General features: G+C 64.6%; 22 protein-coding genes and 1 tRNA gene. 5 read left to right on the top strand and 18 right to left on the bottom strand.

The features are described 5' to 3' along the window. Positions 1-33: 33 nt before the first annotated feature. Complete coding sequence (locus AC0YKC_RS02960; protein WP_488510311.1) at positions 34-480, bottom strand: pyridoxamine 5'-phosphate oxidase family protein; 447 nt, start codon at positions 478-480, stop codon at positions 34-36. 255 nt (positions 481-735) lie between these two features. On the opposite strand from AC0YKC_RS02960, the gene AC0YKC_RS02955 reads away from it, so the two are divergent. Beyond that, positions 736-1,005: a GCG_CRPN prefix-to-repeats domain-containing protein gene (locus AC0YKC_RS02955; protein ID WP_488509894.1), complete on the top strand. Its 270-nt coding sequence runs from the start codon at positions 736-738 to the stop codon at positions 1,003-1,005. Between the two features lie 331 nt (positions 1,006-1,336). Here AC0YKC_RS02955 and AC0YKC_RS02950 read toward each other — a convergent pair whose 3' ends face one another. The 9 genes from AC0YKC_RS02950 to AC0YKC_RS02910 all read right to left on the bottom strand — a co-directional run bounded on the left by AC0YKC_RS02950 (position 1,337) and on the right by AC0YKC_RS02910 (position 7,878). Next, entirely contained in the window at positions 1,337-2,575 is a 1,239-nt protein-coding gene (locus tag AC0YKC_RS02950; RefSeq protein ID WP_488509892.1) for a DUF1501 domain-containing protein, read from the bottom strand. Between the two features lie 36 nt (positions 2,576-2,611). Then, positions 2,612-4,069, bottom strand: coding sequence for a DUF1800 domain-containing protein (locus AC0YKC_RS02945; protein ID WP_488509890.1), 1,458 nt, complete (start codon positions 4,067-4,069; stop codon positions 2,612-2,614). Between the two features lie 82 nt (positions 4,070-4,151). Further along, positions 4,152-4,439, bottom strand: a complete 288-nt coding sequence (locus tag AC0YKC_RS02940; RefSeq protein ID WP_320297796.1) for a GCG_CRPN prefix-to-repeats domain-containing protein — start codon at positions 4,437-4,439, stop codon at positions 4,152-4,154. A gap of 111 nt (positions 4,440-4,550) precedes the next feature. Continuing rightward, the gene (locus AC0YKC_RS02935) at positions 4,551-4,991 is read right to left on the bottom strand and encodes a periplasmic heavy metal sensor (RefSeq protein ID WP_488509888.1); all 441 of its coding nucleotides are present in this window, start codon (positions 4,989-4,991) and stop codon (positions 4,551-4,553) included. Further along, positions 4,988-5,437 (bottom strand): hypothetical protein, encoded by a 450-nt coding sequence (locus tag AC0YKC_RS02930; protein WP_488509886.1) that lies wholly within the window; start codon positions 5,435-5,437, stop codon positions 4,988-4,990. Before AC0YKC_RS02930 ends, AC0YKC_RS02935 begins: the two co-directional genes overlap by 4 nt. A 74-nt stretch (positions 5,438-5,511) precedes the next feature. After that, positions 5,512-6,051 carry an RNA polymerase sigma factor gene (locus tag AC0YKC_RS02925; protein ID WP_320297793.1) on the bottom strand — a complete coding sequence of 180 codons (540 nt, stop codon included), beginning with the start codon at positions 6,049-6,051 and terminating at the stop codon, positions 5,512-5,514. A 45-nt stretch (positions 6,052-6,096) separates the two neighbouring features. Then, complete coding sequence (locus AC0YKC_RS02920; protein WP_488509884.1) at positions 6,097-6,534, bottom strand: EF-hand domain-containing protein; 438 nt, start codon at positions 6,532-6,534, stop codon at positions 6,097-6,099. 157 nt (positions 6,535-6,691) lie between these two features. Beyond that, positions 6,692-6,880, bottom strand: a complete 189-nt coding sequence (locus tag AC0YKC_RS02915; RefSeq protein ID WP_140648157.1) for a YodC family protein — start codon at positions 6,878-6,880, stop codon at positions 6,692-6,694. A 922-nt stretch (positions 6,881-7,802) separates the two neighbouring features. Then, a tRNA-Thr gene (locus AC0YKC_RS02910) sits at positions 7,803-7,878 on the bottom strand. Positions 7,879-8,214: 336 nt separating this feature from the next. On the opposite strand from AC0YKC_RS02910, the gene AC0YKC_RS02905 reads away from it, so the two are divergent. Then, the gene (locus tag AC0YKC_RS02905; protein WP_488509882.1) at positions 8,215-9,411 is read left to right on the top strand and encodes a hypothetical protein; all 1,197 of its coding nucleotides are present in this window, start codon (positions 8,215-8,217) and stop codon (positions 9,409-9,411) included. Positions 9,412-9,474: 63 nt separating this feature from the next. Here AC0YKC_RS02905 and AC0YKC_RS02900 read toward each other — a convergent pair whose 3' ends face one another. Then, positions 9,475-11,076 (bottom strand): cisplatin damage response ATP-dependent DNA ligase, encoded by a 1,602-nt coding sequence (locus tag AC0YKC_RS02900; protein ID WP_488509880.1) that lies wholly within the window; start codon positions 11,074-11,076, stop codon positions 9,475-9,477. Positions 11,077-11,317: 241 nt separating this feature from the next. Beyond that, positions 11,318-12,328, bottom strand: a complete 1,011-nt coding sequence (locus tag AC0YKC_RS02895) for a ligase-associated DNA damage response exonuclease (RefSeq protein WP_488509878.1) — start codon at positions 12,326-12,328, stop codon at positions 11,318-11,320. A gap of 210 nt (positions 12,329-12,538) precedes the next feature. Between AC0YKC_RS02895 and AC0YKC_RS02890 the strand changes: the two genes are divergently transcribed. The 3 genes from AC0YKC_RS02890 (at position 12,539) to AC0YKC_RS02880 (ending at position 14,709) form a co-directional block, all read left to right on the top strand. After that, positions 12,539-13,456, top strand: a complete 918-nt coding sequence (locus AC0YKC_RS02890) for a methyltransferase domain-containing protein (protein ID WP_488509876.1) — start codon at positions 12,539-12,541, stop codon at positions 13,454-13,456. A 276-nt stretch (positions 13,457-13,732) separates the two neighbouring features. Continuing rightward, complete coding sequence (locus AC0YKC_RS02885; protein ID WP_320297787.1) at positions 13,733-14,107, top strand: hypothetical protein; 375 nt, start codon at positions 13,733-13,735, stop codon at positions 14,105-14,107. A 71-nt stretch (positions 14,108-14,178) separates the two neighbouring features. Beyond that, positions 14,179-14,709 carry a P-loop NTPase family protein gene (locus tag AC0YKC_RS02880; protein WP_488509874.1) on the top strand — a complete coding sequence of 177 codons (531 nt, stop codon included), beginning with the start codon at positions 14,179-14,181 and terminating at the stop codon, positions 14,707-14,709. Here the strand turns inward: AC0YKC_RS02880 and AC0YKC_RS02875 are convergent. The 6 genes from AC0YKC_RS02875 to AC0YKC_RS02850 are packed head-to-tail and all read right to left on the bottom strand — an operon-like array spanning position 14,706 to position 23,332. After that, on the bottom strand, positions 14,706-15,647 hold the full coding sequence (locus tag AC0YKC_RS02875; protein ID WP_488509872.1) for a 2-hydroxyacid dehydrogenase: 942 nt from the start codon (positions 15,645-15,647) through the stop codon (positions 14,706-14,708). The two genes, AC0YKC_RS02880 and AC0YKC_RS02875, sit on opposite strands and share 4 nt — an antisense overlap. A gap of 35 nt (positions 15,648-15,682) precedes the next feature. Then, entirely contained in the window at positions 15,683-17,311 is a 1,629-nt protein-coding gene (locus AC0YKC_RS02870) for an ABC transporter ATP-binding protein (RefSeq protein ID WP_320297784.1), read from the bottom strand. Further along, complete coding sequence (locus tag AC0YKC_RS02865) at positions 17,308-18,447, bottom strand: ABC transporter permease (RefSeq protein WP_488509868.1); 1,140 nt, start codon at positions 18,445-18,447, stop codon at positions 17,308-17,310. The genes AC0YKC_RS02870 and AC0YKC_RS02865 overlap by 4 nt, the downstream gene beginning before the upstream one ends. Then, positions 18,447-19,544 (bottom strand): microcin C ABC transporter permease YejB, encoded by a 1,098-nt coding sequence (locus AC0YKC_RS02860; RefSeq protein ID WP_320297782.1) that lies wholly within the window; start codon positions 19,542-19,544, stop codon positions 18,447-18,449. The genes AC0YKC_RS02865 and AC0YKC_RS02860 overlap by 1 nt, the downstream gene beginning before the upstream one ends. Positions 19,545-19,574: 30 nt before the next feature. Then, positions 19,575-21,452, bottom strand: a complete 1,878-nt coding sequence (locus AC0YKC_RS02855) for an extracellular solute-binding protein (protein ID WP_488509865.1) — start codon at positions 21,450-21,452, stop codon at positions 19,575-19,577. Continuing rightward, positions 21,452-23,332: an extracellular solute-binding protein gene (locus AC0YKC_RS02850; RefSeq protein WP_488509863.1), complete on the bottom strand. Its 1,881-nt coding sequence runs from the start codon at positions 23,330-23,332 to the stop codon at positions 21,452-21,454. The genes AC0YKC_RS02855 and AC0YKC_RS02850 overlap by 1 nt, the downstream gene beginning before the upstream one ends. Positions 23,333-23,475: the final 143 nt, after the last annotated feature.

Here is a 23,475-nt window from a genome sequence, read left to right as displayed (position 1 = left end):
ATTTGTAACGCGCGAGTTGTTGCCACGGATTGGCTATTCGCTTGCTTCCCGTCCAGAGACCTCCTCGACATGGATCCGGAAGAAGACGTGCGGCAAACTGTCTGAGACGGGAGGCATGACAGGCTTGAGCGCGCCGGGCTCCCACCAGTCCGTGTGCTTGCTCAAGACCGACCATGCATGGTCGCGCTCAACCCGGTGGCCGATTCGGTCCGGCAGTTCCTCATAGCGGCCGTCGACGATCACGCTTCTCCAGCCGCGCCCCTGCGTGTGCTCTCCCACCTGCGCACATATCAGGGGATTGGCCCGCATCCAGTCGATCTTCTTGCCCGGCAAAGAGAATGCATAGAGGTGACTGTCGGCATAGGCGTAATTGAAACATACGACGTAGGGTCGTCCGTCCTTCGCACATGCCAGATGTCCAGTGCGGTTGGCCGCCAACATTTTCGTGCATTCCAGGGTGGAGAGCGTGCGGATCATCATCTGTGTGATCTCCTTCGGCCGGCCTTCGGCCTCGCGGATTTCTGTCGATCGGTTCTTGCCGATACTAGTGCGGGACACGTCCAGGCTCATTGATATGGATCAATTTGTTACGGGGCGAAGGCCGGGGCCTGCCATGCCGCACTGATCGAAATCTGCGGCGAACCGATCTAACGAAGATGTGATCGATGCCGCTCCGACGGAATTTGGCCCCGTCCTCCGTTTCACGGATGTAGGGATGAATTACGGAGACAACGCATGTTCACCAGATACTTTCTGCCCGTTGCCTTGGCCGCCGGCACCTTGATGCTGTCCGGCGTCGGCTCGCAGGCCATGCCGATGGCCAAACCCAACGCCGCGCCGCTACCCATCGAAACCGTCGGCTGGCGCTGCGGCCCCGGCTGGCACATGAACCGCTGGGGCAGATGCGTGCCGAACGGCCGAGTGATTATCCGCCCGATGCATGTGCGCCATTGGCACCCCGGCTTCTGGTATCACGGCCGCTGGCATCGCGGTTTTTGGAGCTGATGATCCGTCGAGGGATCGACGCCCGCGCCCGGCAACGGCGCGGGCGTTTTTTGTCGAGCATCACACGAGGGCCATCTCGTTGGGCTTCGCGGGAAACCTCTCAGCTTCGTCATCCACGGGCGGAGCGGGGGCGAAGCGGACGCGGAGACCCGAGGATCCATTCCGTGACCTCGGCCGAGGGATGCAGCGGAGCAGAATTCTTCATAGCGGCGACGCCTCGGCGTCATGGAATGGATTCTAGGTCTGCGCGCGTCGCTTCGCTCCTTGCTCCGCCATAGAATGACGAAGGATATCTGATGCCGCGCCTGTCACCGCCGGGCAAAGTCGAAGCTCACACCACCAAATCTCGCATCGGCCTCACCGCCGCCGACTCCGGAAACACCTTGTCGCCAAGCACGGCCGGCGACAGTCCGAACTGGTCGGCCAACAGGCCCTTCAGCACCGCGCGCACATCGCTGGTCGGCGCTAGGTCGCGCTGTTCGTAGAGCTGCGCCGGCTTCAGGCCCGGCCAGTCGGCGATGACGCGGCCGCCCTTGATCGCGCCGCCGGCCAAAAGCACCACCGTGCCGGTGCCGTGATCGGTGCCGACCGTGCCGTTGATGCGCGCGGTGCGCCCGAACTCGGTGATGGCGACGACAGCCGTATCCTTCCAGCGTTCGCCGAGCCCCTTCTCGAATTCCTCGAAGGCGCCGTCGAGGCCGCCGAGCAGATTGGCGAGCCGGCCGGTGGCGCCGCCTTCGTTGACATGGGTGTCCCAGCCGTCGAAGGCGAGCGCGGCGATGCGCGGCCCGTCATCGGCCGCCATCAGCCTCGCCGCGCCCTGCGCCGACTGCCGCATGCCGGCGGCGTTGGCTAGGCCGCCTTTCGGCTTCATGGTCTCGCCGTTGAGCTGGTCGCCCAGCGCCATGCGGTCAGCGTCGAGGCCTTTCTGCAGTGCTGCCGCCAGCACCGGGTCGCGATGGTTGTAGAGGTCAAGCACGCGTTCGGCGAGCGCGTCGCCGGGCGTCGGCAGGGCCTGTGGCGCCCAGCCGAGCACGGGGGCTGCGCCGCGGATCACCAGCGGCGTCGACGGCCCGACCGCCAGACCGCCGAGCTTCGCCACGCGCTCGCCCGCCGGCAGGCTGGCCAAAGCCCGGTTGAGCCAGCCGGTGGTTGCGTTGCCGGGGCCGGGCAGGCCGCTTTCCAGCACGTCCTGGCCGTCGAAATGCGAGCGGTCGCGATAGCCGGTGGCAGCGGCGTGCACCACTGCGGCCTGGCTCGCCTTGAACAGGCGCGCAAACACCGGCATTGCCGGATTGACGGCGAAGAAACCGTCGAGCGGCAATGCCGCGTTGGCGCCTGAGAGCGAAAGCGCGATGTCGCCATGCAGGCCGGCATAGTCGGGATCGCCGACCGGCCCGACTGTCGACAGCCCGTCCAGCGCGCCGCGCAGCACGATGACGATCAGGCGCGGGTCGCGATTGTCGGCGGCGCGGGCAAAGCGCGGCAGATAGGCCCAGGCAAACAGCGCGCCGCCGGTCATCAAGATAGCGCGGCGGGAGAGGTTGGGAGTTTCGCAAAGAAGGCTCATGGCCGCATCTCCATTGCTAGGTCACCGGCGCTGGAATTACCGTCGCTGGAATTCTGGCGCCATCAACAGCAGCGCCAGGCCCTGCTGCTTGGACTCCGCGCGCGAAATCGCCTGCCGCGTCTCGGCCGAGACGGACGGGCCGATCAGCGACGCCAGCGTCTCGTCGGGGTCGCCGATGTCGTCCGCTTGCTTCGCGGCCTGCCAGGCGATGTCCAGGCGCGTCTTAAGGCCCTCGGCGGAAGCCCATGCGTCCGTCCGGTCGGGAAAGCCGTTCGGCCCCGGCGGCTGCCAAAGCGGTTCGCCGAGCACGCTCAGCCAGCGAAGCGATCGTTGCGGTTCGTTGCCGGCGGTGGCGCCGACCGCCCGCCGCAGCGCGACGACATAGTCCAATGGCGAGCGAAGCTTCGTGAGCGGCGTCGACCAGGCTTCGGGCATCTCGATCAGCGTCAATGCGATCGAGCGCAGGTCGCCGTCGTTCTTGGTGAAGACCGTGGCAAGGCGGGCGACAGCCGCCGGCGGCGGATCGTCCGCGATGAAATGGCGGGCAAGCTTGGTGGCGATGTGCTGCGCGGTCGCTGGATGGCGGGCAATGTCGTTGAGCGCCGCCTCCGCCTGGCCCATGCCGCCGTCGGGATAGGTCTTGCCGAGCAGAACCGCCTTGCCCGGCTGATGGGCATTGGCGTTGAAGACGAAGGTGCCCGGCTCTCCAAGCCGCCCCTCGCGTCCAGCCATCGTCCAGCCGGTCAGCATGCCGGCGAAGCTGGTCACGTCGGCCTGGGCATAGCCGCTGCCGACGCCCAGCGTGTGCAGTTCCAGGATCTCGCGGGCGAGGTTCTCGTTGAGGCCGCGGCCGCGCCGCTTGCCGGCGCGCGAGTCCGGCCCGATCGACTGCTGGTTGTCGAGATAGAACAGCATGGCCGGATGATGCTCGACGGCCAAAAGCATGTCGGCGAAGCGGCCGAGCACGAAGGGCCGGATCGCCTCGCGCTCGAAGGCGCCGGCGCATGCTCGCACGACCGGCGCCTTGGCGACGGAGACGCAGAAATGGTTCGTCCAGAAGCCGACCAGCCGTTCCACGAAACCGGGTGTCGCGGCGAGCGCCTTGTCGAAACGGGCCTGCGCTTCGTCGCGATAGATATCGGCCTCGACACGCGGCACCATTGGCTTGGCTTTTGTCCCGGCCGAGCCGGCCGGGTCTTGCATGGCTGTCGGCTGTATCGCGGCCGCCGCCTTCTCATTCCGCGCCGCCTTGCGCTCCATCGCCGCCGTCATGCTGGCCTGGATTGCCGCGGTGCTGTCCAGCAGCCCGGCATTCTTCGGGTCGTCGGGGGAAATGAGCGCGATGTCCTGCAGTTTGAGCTCGGCCTTGAGATAGCCGCGCGGATCGGCGGCGATCTTGCCGAGGTCGTCGCCGGCTTTTGCGCCGAGGCCGAAGCGGTGAAGCGTCACCAGCGCGGGATCCGGCGACAGGAACTTTGAAACCGGTGCGGCCAACGAAGCCTCCGTTCCGAATTATGCATGGATCGGGAAGGGCGCTCATGACGCCGGCCGCAGCACCGGCGTCATGAGCGGGCGATCACCAGCGGCGCCAGTGGTGCCAGCGGTGATAGGGGTGCCAGACCGGGCCGATATAGACGCGCGGTCCGCCCCAGTAATAATAGCCTGGATAGATCACGTGACGATTGGGGACGCAGCGGCCCCAGTGGTTGGGATGCCAGCCCGGACCGCAGCCCCAGGCGACGTGCTCTATCATTGCCGGCGCCGGCGCGACCGGAGCGATCGGCATCGCCGAGGCGGCGCTTGCGGCGGCCGTTCCGCCGATGGCGAGCGCGGCCGCGATCGAATATTTTGTCAGACGGTTCATGGGATACTCCCGAAAGTTTCGAGGTTGAAGAGAACCTGCCGCCGTCGAAGGCGGTCGCAGGCCTGTCCCTCTTTCCCTTGAACGGGGCGTGCTCGCCCTTTCCGTCGCTGCCTATGGCGATTTTTTTGCGGGCGGCTGCCTGCCGGCACGCCGCAGCAAGGCGTCGGCCAGCAACTGGCGGTCCTCCGGTGAGCTCGACGCGGCGAATGCGATGATGCGCTGCTCGAGCCGGGTGCGCACGGTGACATCGGCATTGCGCGCTCGCTCCAGCGCCGCGGCAAGCGCGTTGCTGTCGAGGGTCGGCTGCTGCAGGAGGTTCGCAGCCTCGCGCCGCGCGGCCTGTCCATCGAGGATCACGTCGCGGGACTCGCGACGTACCTCGCGCAGCGCTTGGCGAAAGATCTTGCGGTCGGCGGCGGGCAGCCGCCCGCCGGCCGATTCCAGCGAAAAGCCCGGATTGGATTTGCCGATCAACCAGCCGGCGCCGCCGGCCACCGCGCCGATCAGAAAGACATTCAGCACCAGGGATGCCGCGACGAGACGGGGGTTCATAGGTCCTCCTCGGCCTGGTCGGCGTCGGGACCGGCATCGCCGAACGACGTCGCATTGGCGTCCATCACATAGTGGTCGGAGGGAGCGTCCGGGGCAACGACGGTCACCAGCGCCAGCCCTGCCACGGCGCCGGCCAGGCCGACACCGGCAAGCCCGAAGCCCAGCCACCAGAACCGGTGGCGGCGCTCCTGCCTGACCTCGGTCGCGGCGTGGGCGGCAATCGCGCGATGCAGAGCCGGGCTGGGCGCTTCGACCCGATGCCGGTCGAGCATGGCGTCGAGCCTGCCGGCACGCGCCAGGATGGCGCGACCCTCGTTGGTCTCGGCAAACGGCATCGCCGCGGCCTGGTCAGCCGGCGGCCAGCGGTGCACCGCACCGCCATAGGCATCCGCCAGCGCGGCGAAGCGCCCGGCATCCATCGGTCTTGCGAAAGGTTTCTCAGCCATCTCTTTCCCCCTTCCACCGTTTTGACGTGGCCCCCCACGCCGCAGTCCTTGGAATTCGCAGTCCCTTCGAGGTCTCAGTCATCGCCATCTCCCGTGAGCATGGCCTGCAGCGAGCGACGGCCCCGCGCGAGCAGGCTTTCCAGCGCATCGACGCTGACCTGCATGGCGCCGGCGGCCTCGATGTTGGACAGCTCCTGATAATACACCAGCACGATCGCCTCACGCTGGCGCGGTGCGATGCGCTGCAGCGCCTGGTTGACCCTGCGCTCTTCGTCGCCCGGCATCGCATCGGGAAGCGGCGCTTCATCGGCCACCTCCGGCAGTTCGTCCGTCGTCCATTCGCGCCGGCGCCGCAGTCGGTCGTAGCAAAGGTTGAGCGCGACGCGGTGGATCCAGGTGTCGAAGCGCGCCTGCCCGTGGCGCCAGCCCGAGGCATGGCGCCAGATGCGCACGAAGGTCTCCTGGGCGACGTCCTCGGCCTCCGCCGCGTCGCCGAGCATCCGGGCGGCCAGGGCCAGAAGGCGCGGCAGCTTGCGCGCCACCATCGCCTGCACGGCGGCGGGATCGCCGGCGCCGATGCGGCGTACCAGTTCCTCGTCCGGATCGGCGCCCATCAACTCGGGCGCTCGCGACTGTCATTGTGCGGCATAGCCTCTTGGTCATTGCTCCTGATTGGGAGCGGATTTGTGGCCCGGCCTCTCGTCGGCGCCGAGCACGCCGTCGCCGTTCTTGTCGAGCCTGGCGAAGCGCTTGGCGAGGAAGGCATCGAGCTCGCCCTTGTCGACGAAGCCGTCCTTGTTGGCGTCCATGCGCGCGAAGGATTTGGCCGGATCGCCCTTGGCCTTGCGTCCGGTCTGGAAAGCGGTCCATTCGGCGAGGCTGACCTTGCCGTCATTGTCGGTGTCGGCCCGCATGAACGCCTTTTCGCGGCGCGCCTCGAATTTTTCCAGCGTCAGGCCGGACTTGTCCGTGGCGGCGGCCGAGCTGTCCGGGGCCGCCTGGGCCGGCACGGGGGCAGGGGTCGGCGTCGTCGTCTGGGCGACCGCGGCCGCGGTCTGCAAACCAAAGGCAACGACGAATATCGTTTGGCGGATCATGCTCTCGTCTCCGGTTGGGCGCGGCCATTGGGCGGCCACGCTTCAGCCGTTAAACGCGAGGCGGAGCAAAATCCGTCGGTTCTTTTTCGACCGGACAAAAGTCCACTGCATCCGGCCCGGCCGGACCGGAGCATCCCTGAAGGACGGAAAGCGACGACTATCTCGGGTGGTCGACCGCCACAAGTTGGTCCGGCTTGAAGCCCGCATGCTGCGGGGTCCAGACATCGCCTTCGCGGTTGAACCAGTGGCACAGATACGTGCCGGAAGCCGCACCGTCGCTGATTGTCATCTCCGGGCCTCCGGATTTCAGCCTGACGACGTCTCCGGTCTTGAAACTATTGGGCATTTTGACCTCCCATGCTGACAAGGCGAGTTTCCCACCAACAGCGATTCCCGACAATGGCCGAGATGCGCATGTAAAGTGGTGCAGGCTGGGAAGGCGTGGAAAACTGGCGCCGCGCGCGACACGCCGGATAGCGCTGAATGCATGGCCGCCAAAGCTTTGGAGCCGAAACTCGCGGCCTGCTCCCTCCTCGGGTTCAATCGGTGTCGCGCTGTGGAGCTGGCGGCTGTGTCGACCGGCCGTCTTCTCCGGCCGGGCGGACGGTCATGGACCTTTCATCGGGCCACAATGCCTGTGCCTTCATCACCGCCGCCAGAAGATTATCTGCTTCAACGCTTCCGATTTCAGTCAGAAGCGGGCCTTTGCCTCCTGCTCCGAAATCGACGTGATAGACCGTCCAACTCCTCATCGCATTTCCGACAATTTGCGTCTCGGCGCGGGCACGCGGGATGGAAGCCCGGCTTGCTTTTTGTGGTTAGGATTTTGAGGTCCGCAAGCCGGGCATGCACCGACCGATGGGCGGGGGGCTTGGGGTTATCAGCCGGTGCGATCGCGAGACTGTCTGATTTGCCCGCTAGCCCACAATCGACCGAGGTCTGTCCTGCCAAACGCATTGGTCCGAAGGGACAAAAGATATAGCCCCTTATTCCGTTAGGGAAAGAAAGCCTTGCCCTCAAGGGAAGGTGACACGCCGCCCCCGGAGCGTCCTTGTTTGGACGGAAACAGCAGTGGGAGAGGGAAGAAGGAAGATCCTGAAAAAGATTGAGAGCGCGAATGGCAGCGCAGGAAAAGGGTACCCCGCACGCTTCTGGAGTCCCGCTGACGTCGCGCAGTAAGGATTGGGCGAATGTCCTTATTGGGGACTCACGCCCAAATAAGGTCGTGCCGCAATATCCGCGCAAGCGATCCTAATTGTCGGGAGTTTTGGTGCCGCTTGCGTGACTCGAACACGCGACCCCATCATTACGAATGATGTGCTCTACCAACTGAGCTAAAGCGGCCCGGGAAGCGTCAGGCTTCCAGAATGGGCTGGGTGATAGACTCAACCGCTCGCTAATTCAAGATGGGCAGCGGTGAATTCCGGCCTCGTCGGCGGCAATTCCGATCTACGGTTACCGCGCGACGGGCGCAGGCGTTGCCCGCGGTGGCTTGCGGGCCGACCGTCTTTTGCACCTGGCTGGCCGGCGCGGCCGCGCCAGCGGTGACGAAAAATGTTGATTCTTCAACAAAAAATGCCGAAATGGCTTTGGCCGGCAAGGCAGCCGCTCGCCGTTGATCGATTGGTCGTCCGCGGCTGACGATCAGATAACGTGAGCGAACGCGCAGAGGGAGCTCGCTTGGACCCCATCGAGAAAGCGATCCGCAATGCCTTCGAGAAGGGCAATGCCGAGGACCGGGCGTTCCGCGAGAAGGTCTATCGATCGGCCTTTGCCGCGCTGGACCGCGTCCTGCAGGCCAATCCGAACGTAACCGTCGAGGCCGCCATCAGCCGCCGCAAGGCGGTGCAAGCCAAGATCACCGAGATCGAATCGGAGTTCCTGCCGGCCGTCCCGGACGTGACCCTGCCGCCGGAAAACGTCGCGCCGGCCGGCAATGGCGCGCTCGATCCGCGCGTCGAAGCGCCGGCCGTATCGGCAGCGCCGTCGGTCGACGCGCCGTTGCCGCCGTCGCAATCGGCACCCTCGCCCTCGATCACCGTCGACGGTCCGGTCCAGCCCGACGCCTCGGACCAGCCGCGTTCGCGCGTTTTGCCGCGCGTGCCCGACATCATGCCGGACGAGACGGCACTTCCCGATGCGCCGTCGCTCGATGATTCGCCGGGCGCTCCGGTCGGCAACGGCGCCCAGGTCGCGCCCGACCGTGACGAGCGGCGCATCAGGGGCCGGCGCCTGCCGCTGACCGCGATCTTCGTCGTCGCGACGCTGCTCGCGGCCGCCGGAATCGGCCTCTATTTCGCCAAGCAGACCGGTGTGTTCAAGACGGCGGCCGAGCTCAACACCGGTCCGCCGGAACCGACGCCGACGCTGGACGACGAGGATTCCTCGCAGCCGGCCGAACCCGGCTCGCCCCAGAAGCCAGGCGAGGCGGACCAGTCGAAGAACTGGATCAACGTCTTCTCGCCCGCCGATCCGACCCATGTCAGCGCGCCGTCCGACGCCGCCGCCGAGGTGATGAAGGACGACACCGGCCAGTTCCTGCGCATCCGCTCGGGCGCCTCGGGCTCGGCCATTGCCTTCGATGTCGGCCAGGGCGTGCTGGAGAAGCTTGCCGGCAAGCATGCCATGTTCGACATCATCGCCCGCTCGGAAGAGGGCAAGGAGACGCAGATCTCGGTCGACTGCAATTTCGGCGATCTCGGCGATTGCGGCCGCAAACGCTACGCGGTCGGCCACGAGCGCAACGAATATCTGTTCGATGTGCGGTTCCCGGACAAGCATCCGGGCGCCGCCGGCACCATCGCCGTCAACTCCGACTTCGACCAGCAGGGCAAGTCCGTCGATATCTACGACATCCGCGTCTCGATCGCGGAGTGACTGCGCTTACCTATCGATGCGGGCGCAGCAATCCCCAACCGCGCCCGCATCGGATTTTAGCTCTTAGCCATCCAGCAGCGCCTGCAGCGTCTCGATGCGGTCGGCTTCCGCCGCCGGCTTGTCCCAGCGCAGCCGTGAGATGCGGGGAAAGCGCATCGCGACGCCCGATTTATGCCGGGTCGAGCGGTTGAGGCCTTCGAATGCCACCTCCAGCACCAGGCCGTTCCGGTGGTCGGCGCGCACTGAGCGTACCGGTCCGAAACGCTCGATCGTGTTGTCGCGCACATATTTGTCGATCTCTCTCAGCTCCTCGTCGGTGAAGCCGAAATAGGCCTTGCCGACCGGCACCAGCTCTTCCGAGCCCTCGGGGCCGGACCAGACGCCGAACGTGTAGTCGGAATAGAAGCTGGAGCGCTTGCCGTGGCCGCGCTGCGCATACATCAGCACCGCGTCGATGGTGTGCGGATCGCGCTTCCATTTGAACCAGGGCCCTTTCGGCCGGCCGGCGAGATAGGGTGAATCCCAGCGCTTCAGCATCACCCCCTCGATGATCGGGTGCGGCGGCGCCTGGCGAAGCTTCTCAAGCGTTTCCCAATCGGCGAACGCGACAAGGGGCGACAGGTCGAAGCGGCGGGGATCGAGCGTCCCGACGAAGGCCTCGAGGCGCTTGCGGCGCTCGGCGAAGGGCAGCGCGCGCAAATCCTCGCCGTCGATCTGCAGCGCGTCGTAGCACCGCATGAAGGCCGGATATTGTTGCTGGATCTTCGGCGAGACGCTCTTGCGGTTCAGCCGCTGCTGCAGGTCCGAAAACGTACCCGTCGCCTCGCGCGGGTCGCCGACCAGCAGCTCACCGTCGAGCGCCGCTTCGAAATTCATCGCCGCGGCAACGTCCGGGAAGGCGCCGGACACGTCGTCGCCAGTGCGCGAATAGAGCCGGCGGACGCCGCCTTCGCACACCGCCTGCACGCGGATACCGTCCCACTTCCATTCCGCCGCGTAGTCTGCCGGGTCGAGCTTTGCGAGATCGCCGTCGTCTACGGCATTGGAAAGCATCACCGGCCGGAACAGCGCAAGCGCGGCACTCCTCGGCTTTTCCGCCCGGCCTTCCAGCCAGCCGAACAGCTCGGTGTAAGGCGGCGCCAGCCCGTGCCACAGCTCTTCGATCTCGGCGACATCGACCTTGCCGAGGTCGGCCAGCGCCTGCTTGGCGAGCCTGGCCGACACGCCGATGCGCAAGCCGCCGGTCACCAGCTTGATGATGGCGAAGCGCGCCGAGATGCTGGCGTCGTCGAGCAGCCGCGCCAGCACTTTCGGTCCGTCGGAGCGGCTTGCTGCCTGCAGCCTGCCGACCACCTCGGCCAGCGTCGGCGCATGATTGGGGATATGTCCTTGCGGTTGCGGCCAGACCAGCGACACCGTCTCGGCGAGGTCGCCGACATAGTCATAGGAATAGCCGAACAGCACCGGGTCCATGCGCTCGACCACCAGCGCGCGCAGCATCGCGGGCTTGACCGCCGCGATGTTGAGATCGCCGGTGATGGCCGCCAGCGCCAGCCCGCGATCGGGGTCCTCGACGCTGCGGAAGTAGTCGGTCAGCAGCGTCAGCTTGCCGTTGCGCGATGGCGTCAGCACCAGGCGGTCGAGGAGTTCGGCGAAGCGGTTCATGAAAGGGTGTGCCAAGCCAATAGCGAAAGCCGGCGCGAGGCACCCCCCTCTGTCCTGCCGGACATCTCCCCCGCAAGGGGAGAGATTAGCAGTTTCGGCCTTGCCGCCCATCCTGCAAGGTCGATGGTTGGCGAAAGCCGTCGCGACATCCGATCTCCCCCCTTGCGGGGGAGATGGCCGGTAGGCCAGAGGGGGGCGTGAAGGATCGCGGCGTTGCCAATTCCCGCGTCAAGAATCGCCATCAGTCGCCCTCGTCCTCATACCCCACGAGATGCAGCGGCCTTGCCGCGATGCCTTCCAGTTCGCACCAGCGCACCAGCGCTTCCTCGCGGCCATGCGTCACCCAGATTTCCTCCGCGCCGGTTTCCTTGATCGTGATGATCAGCTCGTCCCAATCGGCGTGGTCGGAAATGATCAGCGGCAGCTCGACGCCGCCTTGCTTGGCGCGCTGGCGGATGCGCATCCATCCCGAGGCGAAGCACGAGATCGGGTCCGGAAAACGCCGCGCCCAGCGGTCGGCGAAGGCCGACGGCGGGCCGACGACGATGGCGCCGGCGAAATCGGCCTTGCTGCCGCTCTCGACCGTCGCCGGCTCGAGCTTGCCGAGATCGATGCCCTGGCCCTGATAATATTCGCTGAGCTTGGCCAGCGCGCCATGGATATAGATCGGCCTGTCGTAGCCGGCGTCGCGCAACAGCCGCATCACGCGCTGCGCCTTGCCGAGCGCATAGGCGCCGATCAGATGCGAGCGCTCGGGAAATTGCGCCGCCGATTTGAGCACGCGGGCGATCTCCTCATGGTCCGGCGGATGACGGAACACAGGCAGGCCGAAAGTCGCCTCGGTGATGAAGACATCGCACCGGATAGGTTCGAACGGCAGGCAGGTGGCATCCTTTTGCCGCTTGTAGTCGCCGGAGGCGACGATACGCATGCCCCGGTGCTCGACGCAGATCTGCGCCGAGCCCAGCACGTGCCCGGCCGGATGGAAGGTGACGGCGACGCCATTGATGTCGAGTGTTTTGCCAAACACTGCTGCCTGCGTCGTTCCGGCGAAATCCTCGCCATAGCGCAGCCCCATGATGTCGAGCGTCTCTTGCGTGGCCAGCACCGACTGGTGGCCGGATCGCGCATGGTCGGAATGGCCGTGCGTGATCAGCGCTCGCTCGACGGGCCGCACCGGGTCGACGAAGAAATCGCCGGGCGGGCAATAGAGGCCTTCCGGTCGGGATTTGAGCAGTTCGCTGGCGCGCATCGCTCCAAGATAGTGGCTAAATTCCGCGCGGGAAGCCTGTTGCAAGAGACTGCTGACTCATCTTGGATCGCGATGGCGTTTCGTTGAAACGCCATCACGATCCAACTCTTTGTTGGAGCATGATCTCTCTCCGAAAACCGGTTCCCACTTTTCGGGATCATGCTATGGAACCCTTCGCCGGCCCGCCTCGCCGGTGGGATCCTTCAAGAGATGAAACCGCTCCAGGCCTCGTCGGGCGATCTGAATGCCGACCGTCGCGCCGATTTCGCCGAGACGCTGCTCGCCTCGGGCGAGCCCGCGCAGGCGGCGGAGCTTCTGCTCGGCGCGCTGGAACTGGCGCCGCGCTGGGCCGCGGGCTGGTTTCGCCTCGGCGAGATGCAGGAAGTGGCTGGCCTGCTCGACCAGGCCGCGCAAGCTTGGGCCATGGCCCTGAAGCTCGAGCCCGCGGATCGCCTGGGCGCCGCGCTCAAGCTTCAACTGATCGGCAAGGCGCCAGCCGCGGCGGCGCCGCCAAGCGCCTTTGTCGAGACCTTGTTCGATCACTATGCCGACAGCTTCGAGGACTCGCTCGTCAAGAAGCTCGGCTACGGGCTGCCGGACTTTCTCGGTCGCTCCATCGGCACGGCAAGGCCCGGCCGGTTCCGGCTGGCGCTTGATCTCGGCTGCGGCACCGGCCTGATGGGCGAAAGGCTGCGCCCTTTCGTCGACCGGTTGGAAGGCTACGACATCTCGGCCGGCATGCTGAGGAAGGCGAAAGCCAAGGGCATCTACGACCTGCTGGCCAAGGCCGACCTTCAGCATTTCTCCCACACCGGCGACAGAGCCGACCTCGTGGTCGCTGCCGACGTATTCATCTATCTGGGCGCCCTCGAACGCATCGTCGGCGCGGTTGCGACCGTGCTTGCCGAGGATGGCATATTCGCCTTTTCGCTCGAGACGCTTGCCGGCGGCGGTGATTTCGCCCTTTTGCCGTCACGGCGCTATGCCCATTCCGAGGCCTATGCGCGGCGCGTGCTTTGCGCCAACGGGCTTGCGGTCCTGTCGCTGGAAAGCATGGTCATCCGGCACGACCGGCGCGATCCGGTCGAGGGTCTTGCCATCGTGGCCGGGAAAGGACATCCGGTGTAAAGGATCGCCAACGCCGCGATCCTTCCCACCCCCCTCTGGCCTGCCGGCCATCTCCCCCGCAAGGGGGGAGATCGGATGTCGCGGCGGCTTTCGCCAATCGCCAACGCTGCAGGAAGAGCGGCAGGCCGAAACTGCCAATCTCCCCCCTTGAGGGGGAGATGTCCGGCAGGACAGAGGGGGGTGCTGTCCCGCCGACGTTGTATTAATTCTCTGCCCCCGAAAAAGCCCGAATCGCATGTCGGGTTACAGGGGGGCGAACGTCGCAAGGAGATATCCATGCGCTGGACCATGGTTGCGTTGGCATCCTGCCTGACGGTTGCCGGCTGCGTCGGCGGCACGTCGATGGCCGAGCGTCAGGACGAGGATGTCCAGTCCTCGTTGCAGTATGACGATGTGCCTTGCGACCAATTGCTGGCGCAGCGCAATCAGTTGGCGCAGCAGAACAATCTGCCTGTCACCGCCAAGCCGGGTTTCTCCAACCCGGCGATGGGCTTCGGCCCTTTTATGCCGGACACGCGCTCCAAGGCGCAGCGCGCCAGCAACAAGGCGAGCGGCGAGATCGACGCCATGAGCCGCTCGATCGACCGCCGCGACTGCGGCAAGCCGAAGAAGAAGGAGACGTTCGGGCTGCCCGGCTCGAAGCCTTCCTGAGAAGCCGACATTCGATATTTTAACGCCCGGCCGGATCGCCGAGCGTTTGACTGCGCATGAAAGTCCAACCGATGAACCTCTCGGACCTCGGCGACCGCATCGTTATCCTGGGACCGTCCAACAGCGGCAAGTCTACCCTTGCCGACGCGATCGCGCGCAAGCGCGGCTTGCAAGCCGTTCACCTCGATCTGCTCTTCCATCTGCCCAACACGGATTGGGAGCAGCGCCCGAGGGACGAATTCATCGCCCTGCACGATTCCGCGATAGCTGGCGAGCGCTGGGTGATGGACGGCAACTACTCGGTGTGCATGCCGCAGCGCCTTCAGCGGGCAACAGGCTTGATCCTGCTGGATATCTCCACGGCGTCGAGCCTTCTGCGCTATTTTAGGCGAACGCTGTTCGAGAAGGACAGGCTAGGCGCCCTGGAAGGCAGGCGCGACAGCGTCAAATGGGACATGATCCACCACATCGCCGTCACCACGCCGAAAAACCGCAAGAAATACCGGGCGATGTTCGAAGAGCTTGCGCTGCCGAAGCTGCGGCTGTCTTCGCTGCGGGCGATCAAGCAGTGTTTTCGCGACTGGGGTTTGACTCCCGGCTAATATCCCGCTTCGCGGTCGACCAGGTTCTCGAGCTTTTCGCCGCGCTCGAATGCGTCCATCTGCCGAAGCATGATCGGCACCAGATGGGCCGGGTCCGAGGTCGCCGCCGCGTGCGGCGTGACGAACACTTTCGGATGGCTCCATAACGGGCTGGTCTTCGGCAGCGGCTCGACTTCGAACACGTCGAGGCTCGCTTCCTTCAGCGTGCCGTCGTCCAGCGCGCGCACGATGTCGGCGTCCTTCTGCAGGCGGCCACGCCCGGCATTGATCAACACCGCGCCGCCAAGGCCGTTGCGCCGGCGCAGTTCCTTGAGCAGCCCGTAATTGACAATGCCTTGGGTTTGCGGCGTGAGCGGCAACAGCACCACCAGTATATCGGTGGCGTTGAGGAACGGGATCAGCCCCGCCTCGCCGGCATAGGTCGAAACACCCTTCATGGCCTTGTCGCTGCGCGACCAGCCATTGACGGCGAAGCCGAGCGAAAGCAGCGCCGACGCCGCGGCGCGGCCGAGGTGACCGAGGCCCATGATACCGACGGAGATGTCGCCGGCCGGCCGCTGCAGCGGCTCATGCCAGGTCTTCTTCGGCTGCTGTGCCCGATAGAGCATGCCGTGCCGATGGTGATCGAGCACCCGCCAGACGACATATTCGGTCATGTACTGGGTGAGATTATCGGCGACGACCCTGACGATCGGCACATCGGGCAGGCCGGGGTCGGCAAAGATGTGATCGACACCTGCGCCGACCGAGAAGATGGCGCGCAGGTTGGGCAATCCGGAGAGCAGGTTCGGCTTGTGCTTCCACACCACCGCGTAGGCGATCGAGGGGTCGCTGGCGCCGGCCGGCTCCAGCACCACCTCACGTTCGGCCGCCAGCAGCTGGTGCCAGCGCTGCGGATGAAACGCCGTGACGGCAAGCAGGATTTTGCCTTTTTCCATTTTCGGATTTTTCTTCCCTGTATCTCCAGCCAAGCCTACTCGCTGACCACGCCGGTCGGCGCCGTCTCGATCTTGAAGGCCGCCGCCATCAGCGCCCGCGTATAGTCGGTTTGCGGGCTGCTGAAAATCTGCGCGGAAGGTCCCGCCTCGACGATCTGGCCATTGCGCATGACGATGACGTCGTTTGCAAGGGCACGGACGACCTTGAGGTCGTGGCTGATGAAGAGATAAGCGAGATTGTGCTTGGCCTGAAGGCCGCGCAAGAGGTCGACCACCTGCGCCTGCACGCTCATGTCGAGCGCCGAGGTCGGCTCGTCGAGCATGACGAAGCGCGGGTTGAGCACCATGGCGCGGGCGATGGCGACACGCTGGCGCTGGCCCCCGGAAAACTCATGCGGGTAGCGGTGACGGGTTTCCGGATCGAGGCCGACCTCCTTCAGCACCTCCACGACCTTGTCGTCGCGCTGGTCGGCGGAGAGTTTCGGCGCGTGGATCTTCAGCCCTTCCTCGATGATCTCCGAGACCGAGAGGCGCGGGCTGAGCGATCCGAACGGATCCTGGAAGACGATCTGCAATTCGCTTCTCAGCGGCCGCATGGCGCTGAAGGACAGCTGGTTGATGTCGCGCCCGTTGAAATTGATCGTGCCGGTCGAGGAGATCATCCGGGCGAGCGCCAGCCCGAGCGTCGTCTTGCCCGAGCCGGATTCGCCGACGACGCCGAGCGTCTGGCCGGCGCGCACGGTGACGTCGATGCCGTCGACCGCCTTCACATGGTCGACAGTCTTGCGGAAGAAACCCTTCTTGATTGGGAACCAGACCTTGATGTCCTTGCCCGTCATGACGGATTTGGCGCCCGGGTCGGCCGTGGGCGGCTTGCCCTTCGGCTCGGCCGCCAGCAGATGCTTTGTATAGTCATGCTGCGGATTGGCGAAGATTTCCCTGGTCGGACCGCTCTCGACGATCTTGCCCTTGGTCATGACGCAGACGCGGTCGGCGATCCGGCGCACGATGCCGAGATCATGCGTGATGAACAACAGCGACATGCCCTTGCGGGTTTTGAGCTTCGCCAGCAGTTCCAGGATCTGCGCCTGCACGGTGACGTCGAGCGCCGTCGTCGGCTCGTCGGCGATCAGCAGTTCCGGCTCGTTGGCCAGTGCCATGGCGATCATGACACGCTGGCGCTGGCCGCCGGAGAGCTGGTGCGGATAGGCGTCGAGGCGCTTTTGCGGATCGCGGATGCCGACCTCGTTGAGCAGCTCCAGCGTGCGCGCGCGGGCCGGAGCATCGCGCATGCCTTGATGCAGCTGCAGCACCTCGACGATCTGCTGCTCGATCGTGTGCAGCGGGTTGAGCGAGGTCATCGGCTCCTGGAAGATCATGGTGATCTTGTTGCCGCGCACGCCGCGCAGGGCCTTCTCGTTCATGGCGAGCAGGTCGGCGCCGCTGAACAGGATCCTGCCCGACGGATGGCTGGCGGCGGGATAGGGCAGAAGCTTCAGCACCGACAGCGCCGATACCGATTTGCCCGAGCCCGATTCGCCGACCAGGGCCACCGTCTCGCCCTTGGCGATGTCGAATGAGATATGGTCGACGGCGATCGATTGCTTGCCGCCCTGCGCGAAGGCGACGCTCAGATCTTGGACGGACAGCAGGGCTTGGCTCATTTGAACGTCTTGCGCGGATCGAAGGCGTCGCGTGTCGCCTCGCCGATAAAGACCAGCAGGGACAGCATCACCGAGATGACGATGAAGCCGGAAATGCCGAGCCAGGGGGCGTTGAGGTTGCGCTGCGCCTGTTTCAGCAATTCGCCGAGCGAGGCCGAGCCTGGCGGCAGGCCGAAGCCTAGATAGTCGAGCGAGGTCAGCGTCGAGATCGAGCCGGAGAGCAGGAAGGGCAGGAAGGTTAGCGTCGCCACCATGGCGTTGGGCAACAGGTGCCGGAACATGATGGTGAGGTTCGGCACGCCCAGCGCGCGCGCCGCGTTGACATATTCGAAGTTGCGCGCGCGCAGGAATTCGGCCCGCACCACGCCGACCAGCGCCACCCACGAGAACAGCAGCATCAAGCCGAGCAGGATGAAGAAGCCCGGCGGCAGGATGGCCGAGACGATCAGCAAAAGGTACAGCACCGGGATCGCCGACCAGATCTCGATGAAGCGCTGGAAGAGAAGGTCGGTCCAACCGCCGAAATAGCCCTGCACCGCGCCGGCCGCGACGCCGATCAACGACGAGCCGAGCGTCAGGATCAGGCCGAACAGCACCGAGATGCGGAAGCCGTAAATCACGCGTGCCAGCACGTCGCGGGCCTGGTCGTCCGTGCCCAGCCAGTTCCAGTTGCCGACGACGCAGTTCTCGTCGGCCGCTCCCTTTGGGTATTGGCCGCAACGCTTGTTCTTGTCGTAAAGCCAGGACGGTTTTGCCGGCGCCGGTTCCGGAATGGCGTTGTTGACCGTCTGATAGGAGTAGCGGACCGGCGGCCAGATCATCCAGCCATTGGAATTGATCTCGTCCTGGATCACCGGATCGCGATAGTCGGTGACGGCATAGAAACCGCCGAACTTCTCCTCCGGATAGGCGACCAGGACCGGAAACAGGATCTCGCCCTTGTAGGAGGCGATGATCGGCTTGTCGTTGGCGATCAGCTCGGAAAACAGCGACAGTACGAACAGCAGCAGGAAAATCCAGAGCGACCAGTAGCCGCGACGGTTGGCCTTGAAATTCTGCAATCGCCTCTGGTTGAGCGGCGACAGCCATGGCCTGCGAGGCCGCGCCGGCGCGCTTTCGATCGCGGCCTCGGCCATCAGATGTCTCTCCGCTCGAAGTCGATACGCGGATCGACCCAGGTGTAGATCAGGTCGGACAGAAGGCCGACGAACAGGCCGAGCAGCGAGAAGATGTAGAGGGTGGCGAACACCACCGGATAGTCGCGGTCGATCACCGACTTGAAGCCGAGCAGGCCGAGGCCGTCGAGCGAGAAGATGTTCTCGATCAGCAGCGAGCCGGTGAAGAAGGCCGAGATGAAGGCGCCGGGAAAGCCGGCGATGACAATCAGCATGGCGTTTCGGAAGACGTGGCCGTAGAGCACCTTGTGCTCCGACAGGCCCTTGGCGCGCGCCGTGACCACATATTGCTTGCGGATTTCCTCGAGGAAGGAGTTCTTGGTGAGCAGGGTGGTCGTCGCGAAAGCCGACAGCACGAGCGCCGTCAATGGCAGCGTCATGTGCCAAAAATAGTCGGCGATCTTGCCCGGCCAGGAGAGCTGGTCCCAATTGTCCGAAACGATGCCGCGCAGCGGAAACCAGTCCCAGAACGAACCGCCGGCAAACAGCACCATGAGCATGATGCCGAACAGGAAGCCGGGAATGGCATAGCCGACGATGACGACGCCACTGGTCCACACGTCGAAGGTCGAGCCGTCCTTCACCGCCTTGCGGATACCGAGCGGGATCGAGATCAGGTAGGACAGAAGCGTGATCCACAGCCCGATCGAGATCGAGACGGGCATCTTCTCCAGGATCAGGTTCAGCACCGAGATGTCGCGGAAATAGCTGTCGCCGAAATCGAAGCGGCTATAGTTCCACAGCATCATGCCGAAGCGTTCGAGCGGCGGCTTGTCGAAGCCGAACTGCTTTTCCAGCTTCTTGATGAATTCTGGATCGAGTCCCTGCGCGCCGCGATATTTCGAGCTGACGTCGCCGGCAACGTCGAAATTGCCGCTACCGCCGGCGTCGCCGCCACCGCTGCCCAGGCGATCGTTGCCGCCCTGGTTGGTCAGCCGGGCGATCACCTGCTCGACCGGACCGCCCGGCGCGAATTGAATGACCGCGAAGGAGATCGCCATGATGCCGAACAGCGTCGGGATCATGAGAAGAATGCGGCGCAGAATATAGGCGCCCATCAGGCGTCCGACCTCGCGCGAACGTTCATGTCAGGCTTTGCCAATCTTTGCCGCCTTGCCCTTGTCGACCCACCACAGCGCCTCGACCGGAAAGCCGAAATCGGGTTTCTGCTCGGGGAAGCCGAACATATCCCAATAGGCGCTTCGGTGATTCGCCAGATACCAACTTGGAATCCAATCGCGCCGCGCGCGCAAGGCCCGGTCCAACGCGCGCATGGCGGTGGTCAGGCTTTCACGGTCCTTGGCGGCGCCGACGGCATCGATCAGCGCATCGATCGCCGGGCTTGCAATGCCTGACAGGTTGCGCGAGCCCGATACGCTGGCGCTACGCGAGTGGAAGAAAATTTCCAGATCGTCGCGGGTCGGCGTGGCGCTGAAATTGAAGGCGGCCGAGAGCAGGTCGAAATCGAACGTCGATTGCCTGAGCTGGTACTGAGCTGAATCGACCAGCCGGATCGAAGCATCGATGCCGATTGCCTTCATATTGGCGACCCAGGGCGAATAGACCTGCACGAAGGTCTCGTCGTCGACCAGGAATTCGGCGGACAGCCGCCCGCCCTTGTCATTGACCACGAAATCGCCGGAGCGTTTCCAGCCGGCCTCGGCAAGCAGCTTCAGCGCCGCGCTCAGTTGCTTGCGGTCTCGCCCGGACGCGTCCGATGGCGGTTGCGTCACCGCCTCGCCGAACGTCTCAGGCGGCAGCTGGGCGCGCAGCGGTTCCAGCAGCGCCAGCTCCTGCGGCGTTGGCGCGCCGGCGGCCCGGAAGTCGGACTTTTCGAAGCAGGATTGCGAGCGCTCATAGGAACCATAGAAGAAGTTGCGCCGCGTCCATTCGAAATCGAAGCAGAGCGCGATCGCCTGCCGCACGCGCGGGTCCTTGAATTGCTCACGCCGCTGGTTGACCGCGGTGGCTTGCATGGAAGGCGTTGTTTCGGACGGGAACTCGTGTTTGATCACCTTGCCGGCGGTGAAGGCTGGAAAGTCGTAGGCCGTCGCCCAGACACGCGAGGTGAATTCCTCGCGATAGAGGATCTCGCCCTTCTTGAAGGCCTCGAACCCAGCCGTGCGATCCTGGTAGAATTCGACGCGGATGCGCCCGAAATTGTTCTGGCCGCGATTGACCGGCAGGTCGTTGCCCCAATAGTCGGTTACGCGCTCATATTCGATCCAGGCACCCGCCGACCAGCGTCCGACCTTGTAGGCGCCACAGCCGAGCGGCGGATTGAGCTGCGAGGAATCGAACGGATTGGCCGTAAAGAAGGCCTTCGACAGGATAGGGAATCCGACCACGTTCAGGATGGTGCGGGCCGACTGCTTGCCGGAGAATTTGAGCTCGACGGTGTGAGCGTCCTTCGCCACGACATCTTCCAGATGCGTCAGCGACAGCGCGTAATCCGGATGCCCTTTGTCTTTCAGCAGCTTGAAGGTGAAGGCGACATCGTCGGCGGTGAGTTGCGTGCCGTCATGGAAGCGTGCCTGCGGGCGCAGCGAGAATGTGAAGCTGTTGCGGTCGTCCGAAATCGTCACGTTGTCGGCGATCAGCCCGTAAACCGCGTCAGGCTCGTCGAGCGCCCGCACCATCAGCGTATCGAAACACATCTCCATGCGTTGCGGAGAATCGCCCTTGGGGACGAAGGAATTCAGCGTGTTGAAGGTTTGCGGGCTCTGGTTGGCGCCCCAGTTCGGCGGCGAGAAGTTGAAGGTGCCGCCTTGCGGCGCGTCGACATTGACATAGTCGAAATGCGTGAAGTCGGGCTTGTATTTCAGGTCGCCGAAGGCCGACAGGCCATGCAGCTTGACGCCGGTCGGTGTCTCGGCAAAGGCGCGGCCAGACAGCAAGGCCGCAGCTGTTGCCGCGACGCCGAGCGCCAGGAAGTCGCGACGGGGAAGCAAAGCCTGCCGCCCCATCAATTGAGGCCTTTGTATTTGGCGGCCAATGCCTTTTCCTTCTCTGGGTCGATCCACCAGGAATCGATATCGGCGCCGCGATAGGTGGGTTGCTTCTCCGGCATGCCGAATTTGTTCCAATAGGCGAGCCACACCACCGCCCGATGGAATTGCGGGACCACATAGTAGTTCCACAACAGCACCCGATCGAGCGCATGGGTGGCCGCGACGAGGTCGTCGCGATCGGTGGCGAAGATGATGCGGTCGACCAATGCGTCGACAACCGGGTTCTTGATGCCGGCATAGTTGCGCGATCCGGGCGCGTCGGCGGCCTTCGAGCTCCAGAAATCGCGCTGTTCGTTGCCTGGCGATTCTGACTGCTGCAGCAGATTGGTGATGACGTCGTAGTCGAAATTGTTGACCCGGTTGACGTACTGGGTGGGATCGATGATGCGCAGCGTCGCATCGACGCCGATCTTGCGCAGGTTGGCGACATAGGTGCCCGAGAGGATCTGGTCCGTGTCGGACGTGCCGATGATCTCGAATTTGAACGGCGCGCCGGTCTTGGCGTTCACCATCTTGCCGCCCTTGATCACCCAGCCCGCCTGGGCGAAGAGGTCCACCGCCTGCTTCAGGTATTTCCGTTCCGCCTGCGGCGAGTCGTAGATCGGCAGCTTGAATTCCTGGGTGAACAGTTCAGGCGGCAGCTTGTCGCGGTATTTCTCCAGGATTTCGAGTTCCTTGCCTTGTGGCAAGCCGCTCGAAGCCAGCTCGGTGCCCTGGAAATAGCTCTGGGTGCGGGTGTTGAAGCCGAAGAACAACGTGCGGTTCATCGTTTCGAAATCGTAGGGATAGTTCAGCGCCTCGCGCACCCGGCGATCCTGGAACAGCGGCCGGCGCTGGTTGAGCATGAAAGCCTGCATCGGCTCAGGCGAGGTGGTCTTGAATTCCTTTTTGATCACGTCGCCGGCGCTGATGGCGGGAAAATTATAGGCCGTCGCCCAGCGCCTGGAGCTGTTTTCCGGCTTGATGTCGTCCAGCCCGCCCTTGGTGAAGGCCTGCCAGGCGGCGTTGTCGTCCAGTATGTAGGTGAAGCGCTGGGTGTCGAAATTCTCGCGGCCGACCTTCACCGGCAGCTTGGCGCCCCAATAGTCCGGCACGCGCTGCCAGACGATCTCCGAGCCCGGCTTGAAGCTGGCGATCTTATAGGCGGCAGACCCCAGCGGCGGCTCCAGCGTCGGCCTGGTGATGTCGCGCTTCTTGCCGCTGGCGTCCGTGCCTTCCCACCAGTGCTTCGGCAAAACGACGAGATCGCCGAGGATCTTGGGCAGCTCGCGGTTGCCCTTCTGGTTGAAATGGAATTCGACCTCGCGATCGGAGATCGCCACAGCGTCGGTGACGTTCTCGAAATAGCGGCTGTACTGCGGGCTGTTGGCCTTGAGCACCTGGAAGGACCAAATCACGTCGTCGACGGTGATCGGCTGGCCGTCATGCCATTTTGCCCGTGGATCGAGCCGGTAGGTGGCGGACGAGTAGTCGGAAGGGTATTTGTAGGCATCGGCAACCAGCGGGTGGCTGACGCTGCCTTCGTCGGTCGCCTGGTCCATCAGCGTGTCGTAGAGCAAACCGCCACCGAACCCGACCAGCCCCGCGGCCGGCGACCCCTGCACGATATAGGGGTTGAAGCTGTCGAAAGTGCCGGTAACGACGGAATTGTAGGTGCCGCCCTTCGGAGCATCCGGATTGACGTAGTCGTAGTGCTGGAAATTCTCGCCGTATTTGGAAGGTCCGATCAGCGACGACGTCGTGCGCCACTCATCGGCGAAGCTGGCCTGCAGGCTGGCGGCGAAGGCGAGCGCCAGCGCCGATGCGAAAAGCGTGCGGAAGCGGCCAACCTTCATGCGTTCTCCTCGTCGTGAGCCCCAGAGCGCCCATCGTTTCACGGAAACGACGGCCGCTCTATTGCCTTGTCTCGGCGCAATTCCAGACGGAAAACCGGTTCCCATTTTTCCTGGAATTGCTCTGCCCACCCGCAATCTAGATC

The sequence above is a fragment of the Mesorhizobium sp. CNPSo 4661 genome (assembly GCF_057784215.1).
The sequence above is the reverse complement of the archived record's forward strand: the minus strand, read 5'-3'. Positions and strand labels throughout refer to the sequence as shown.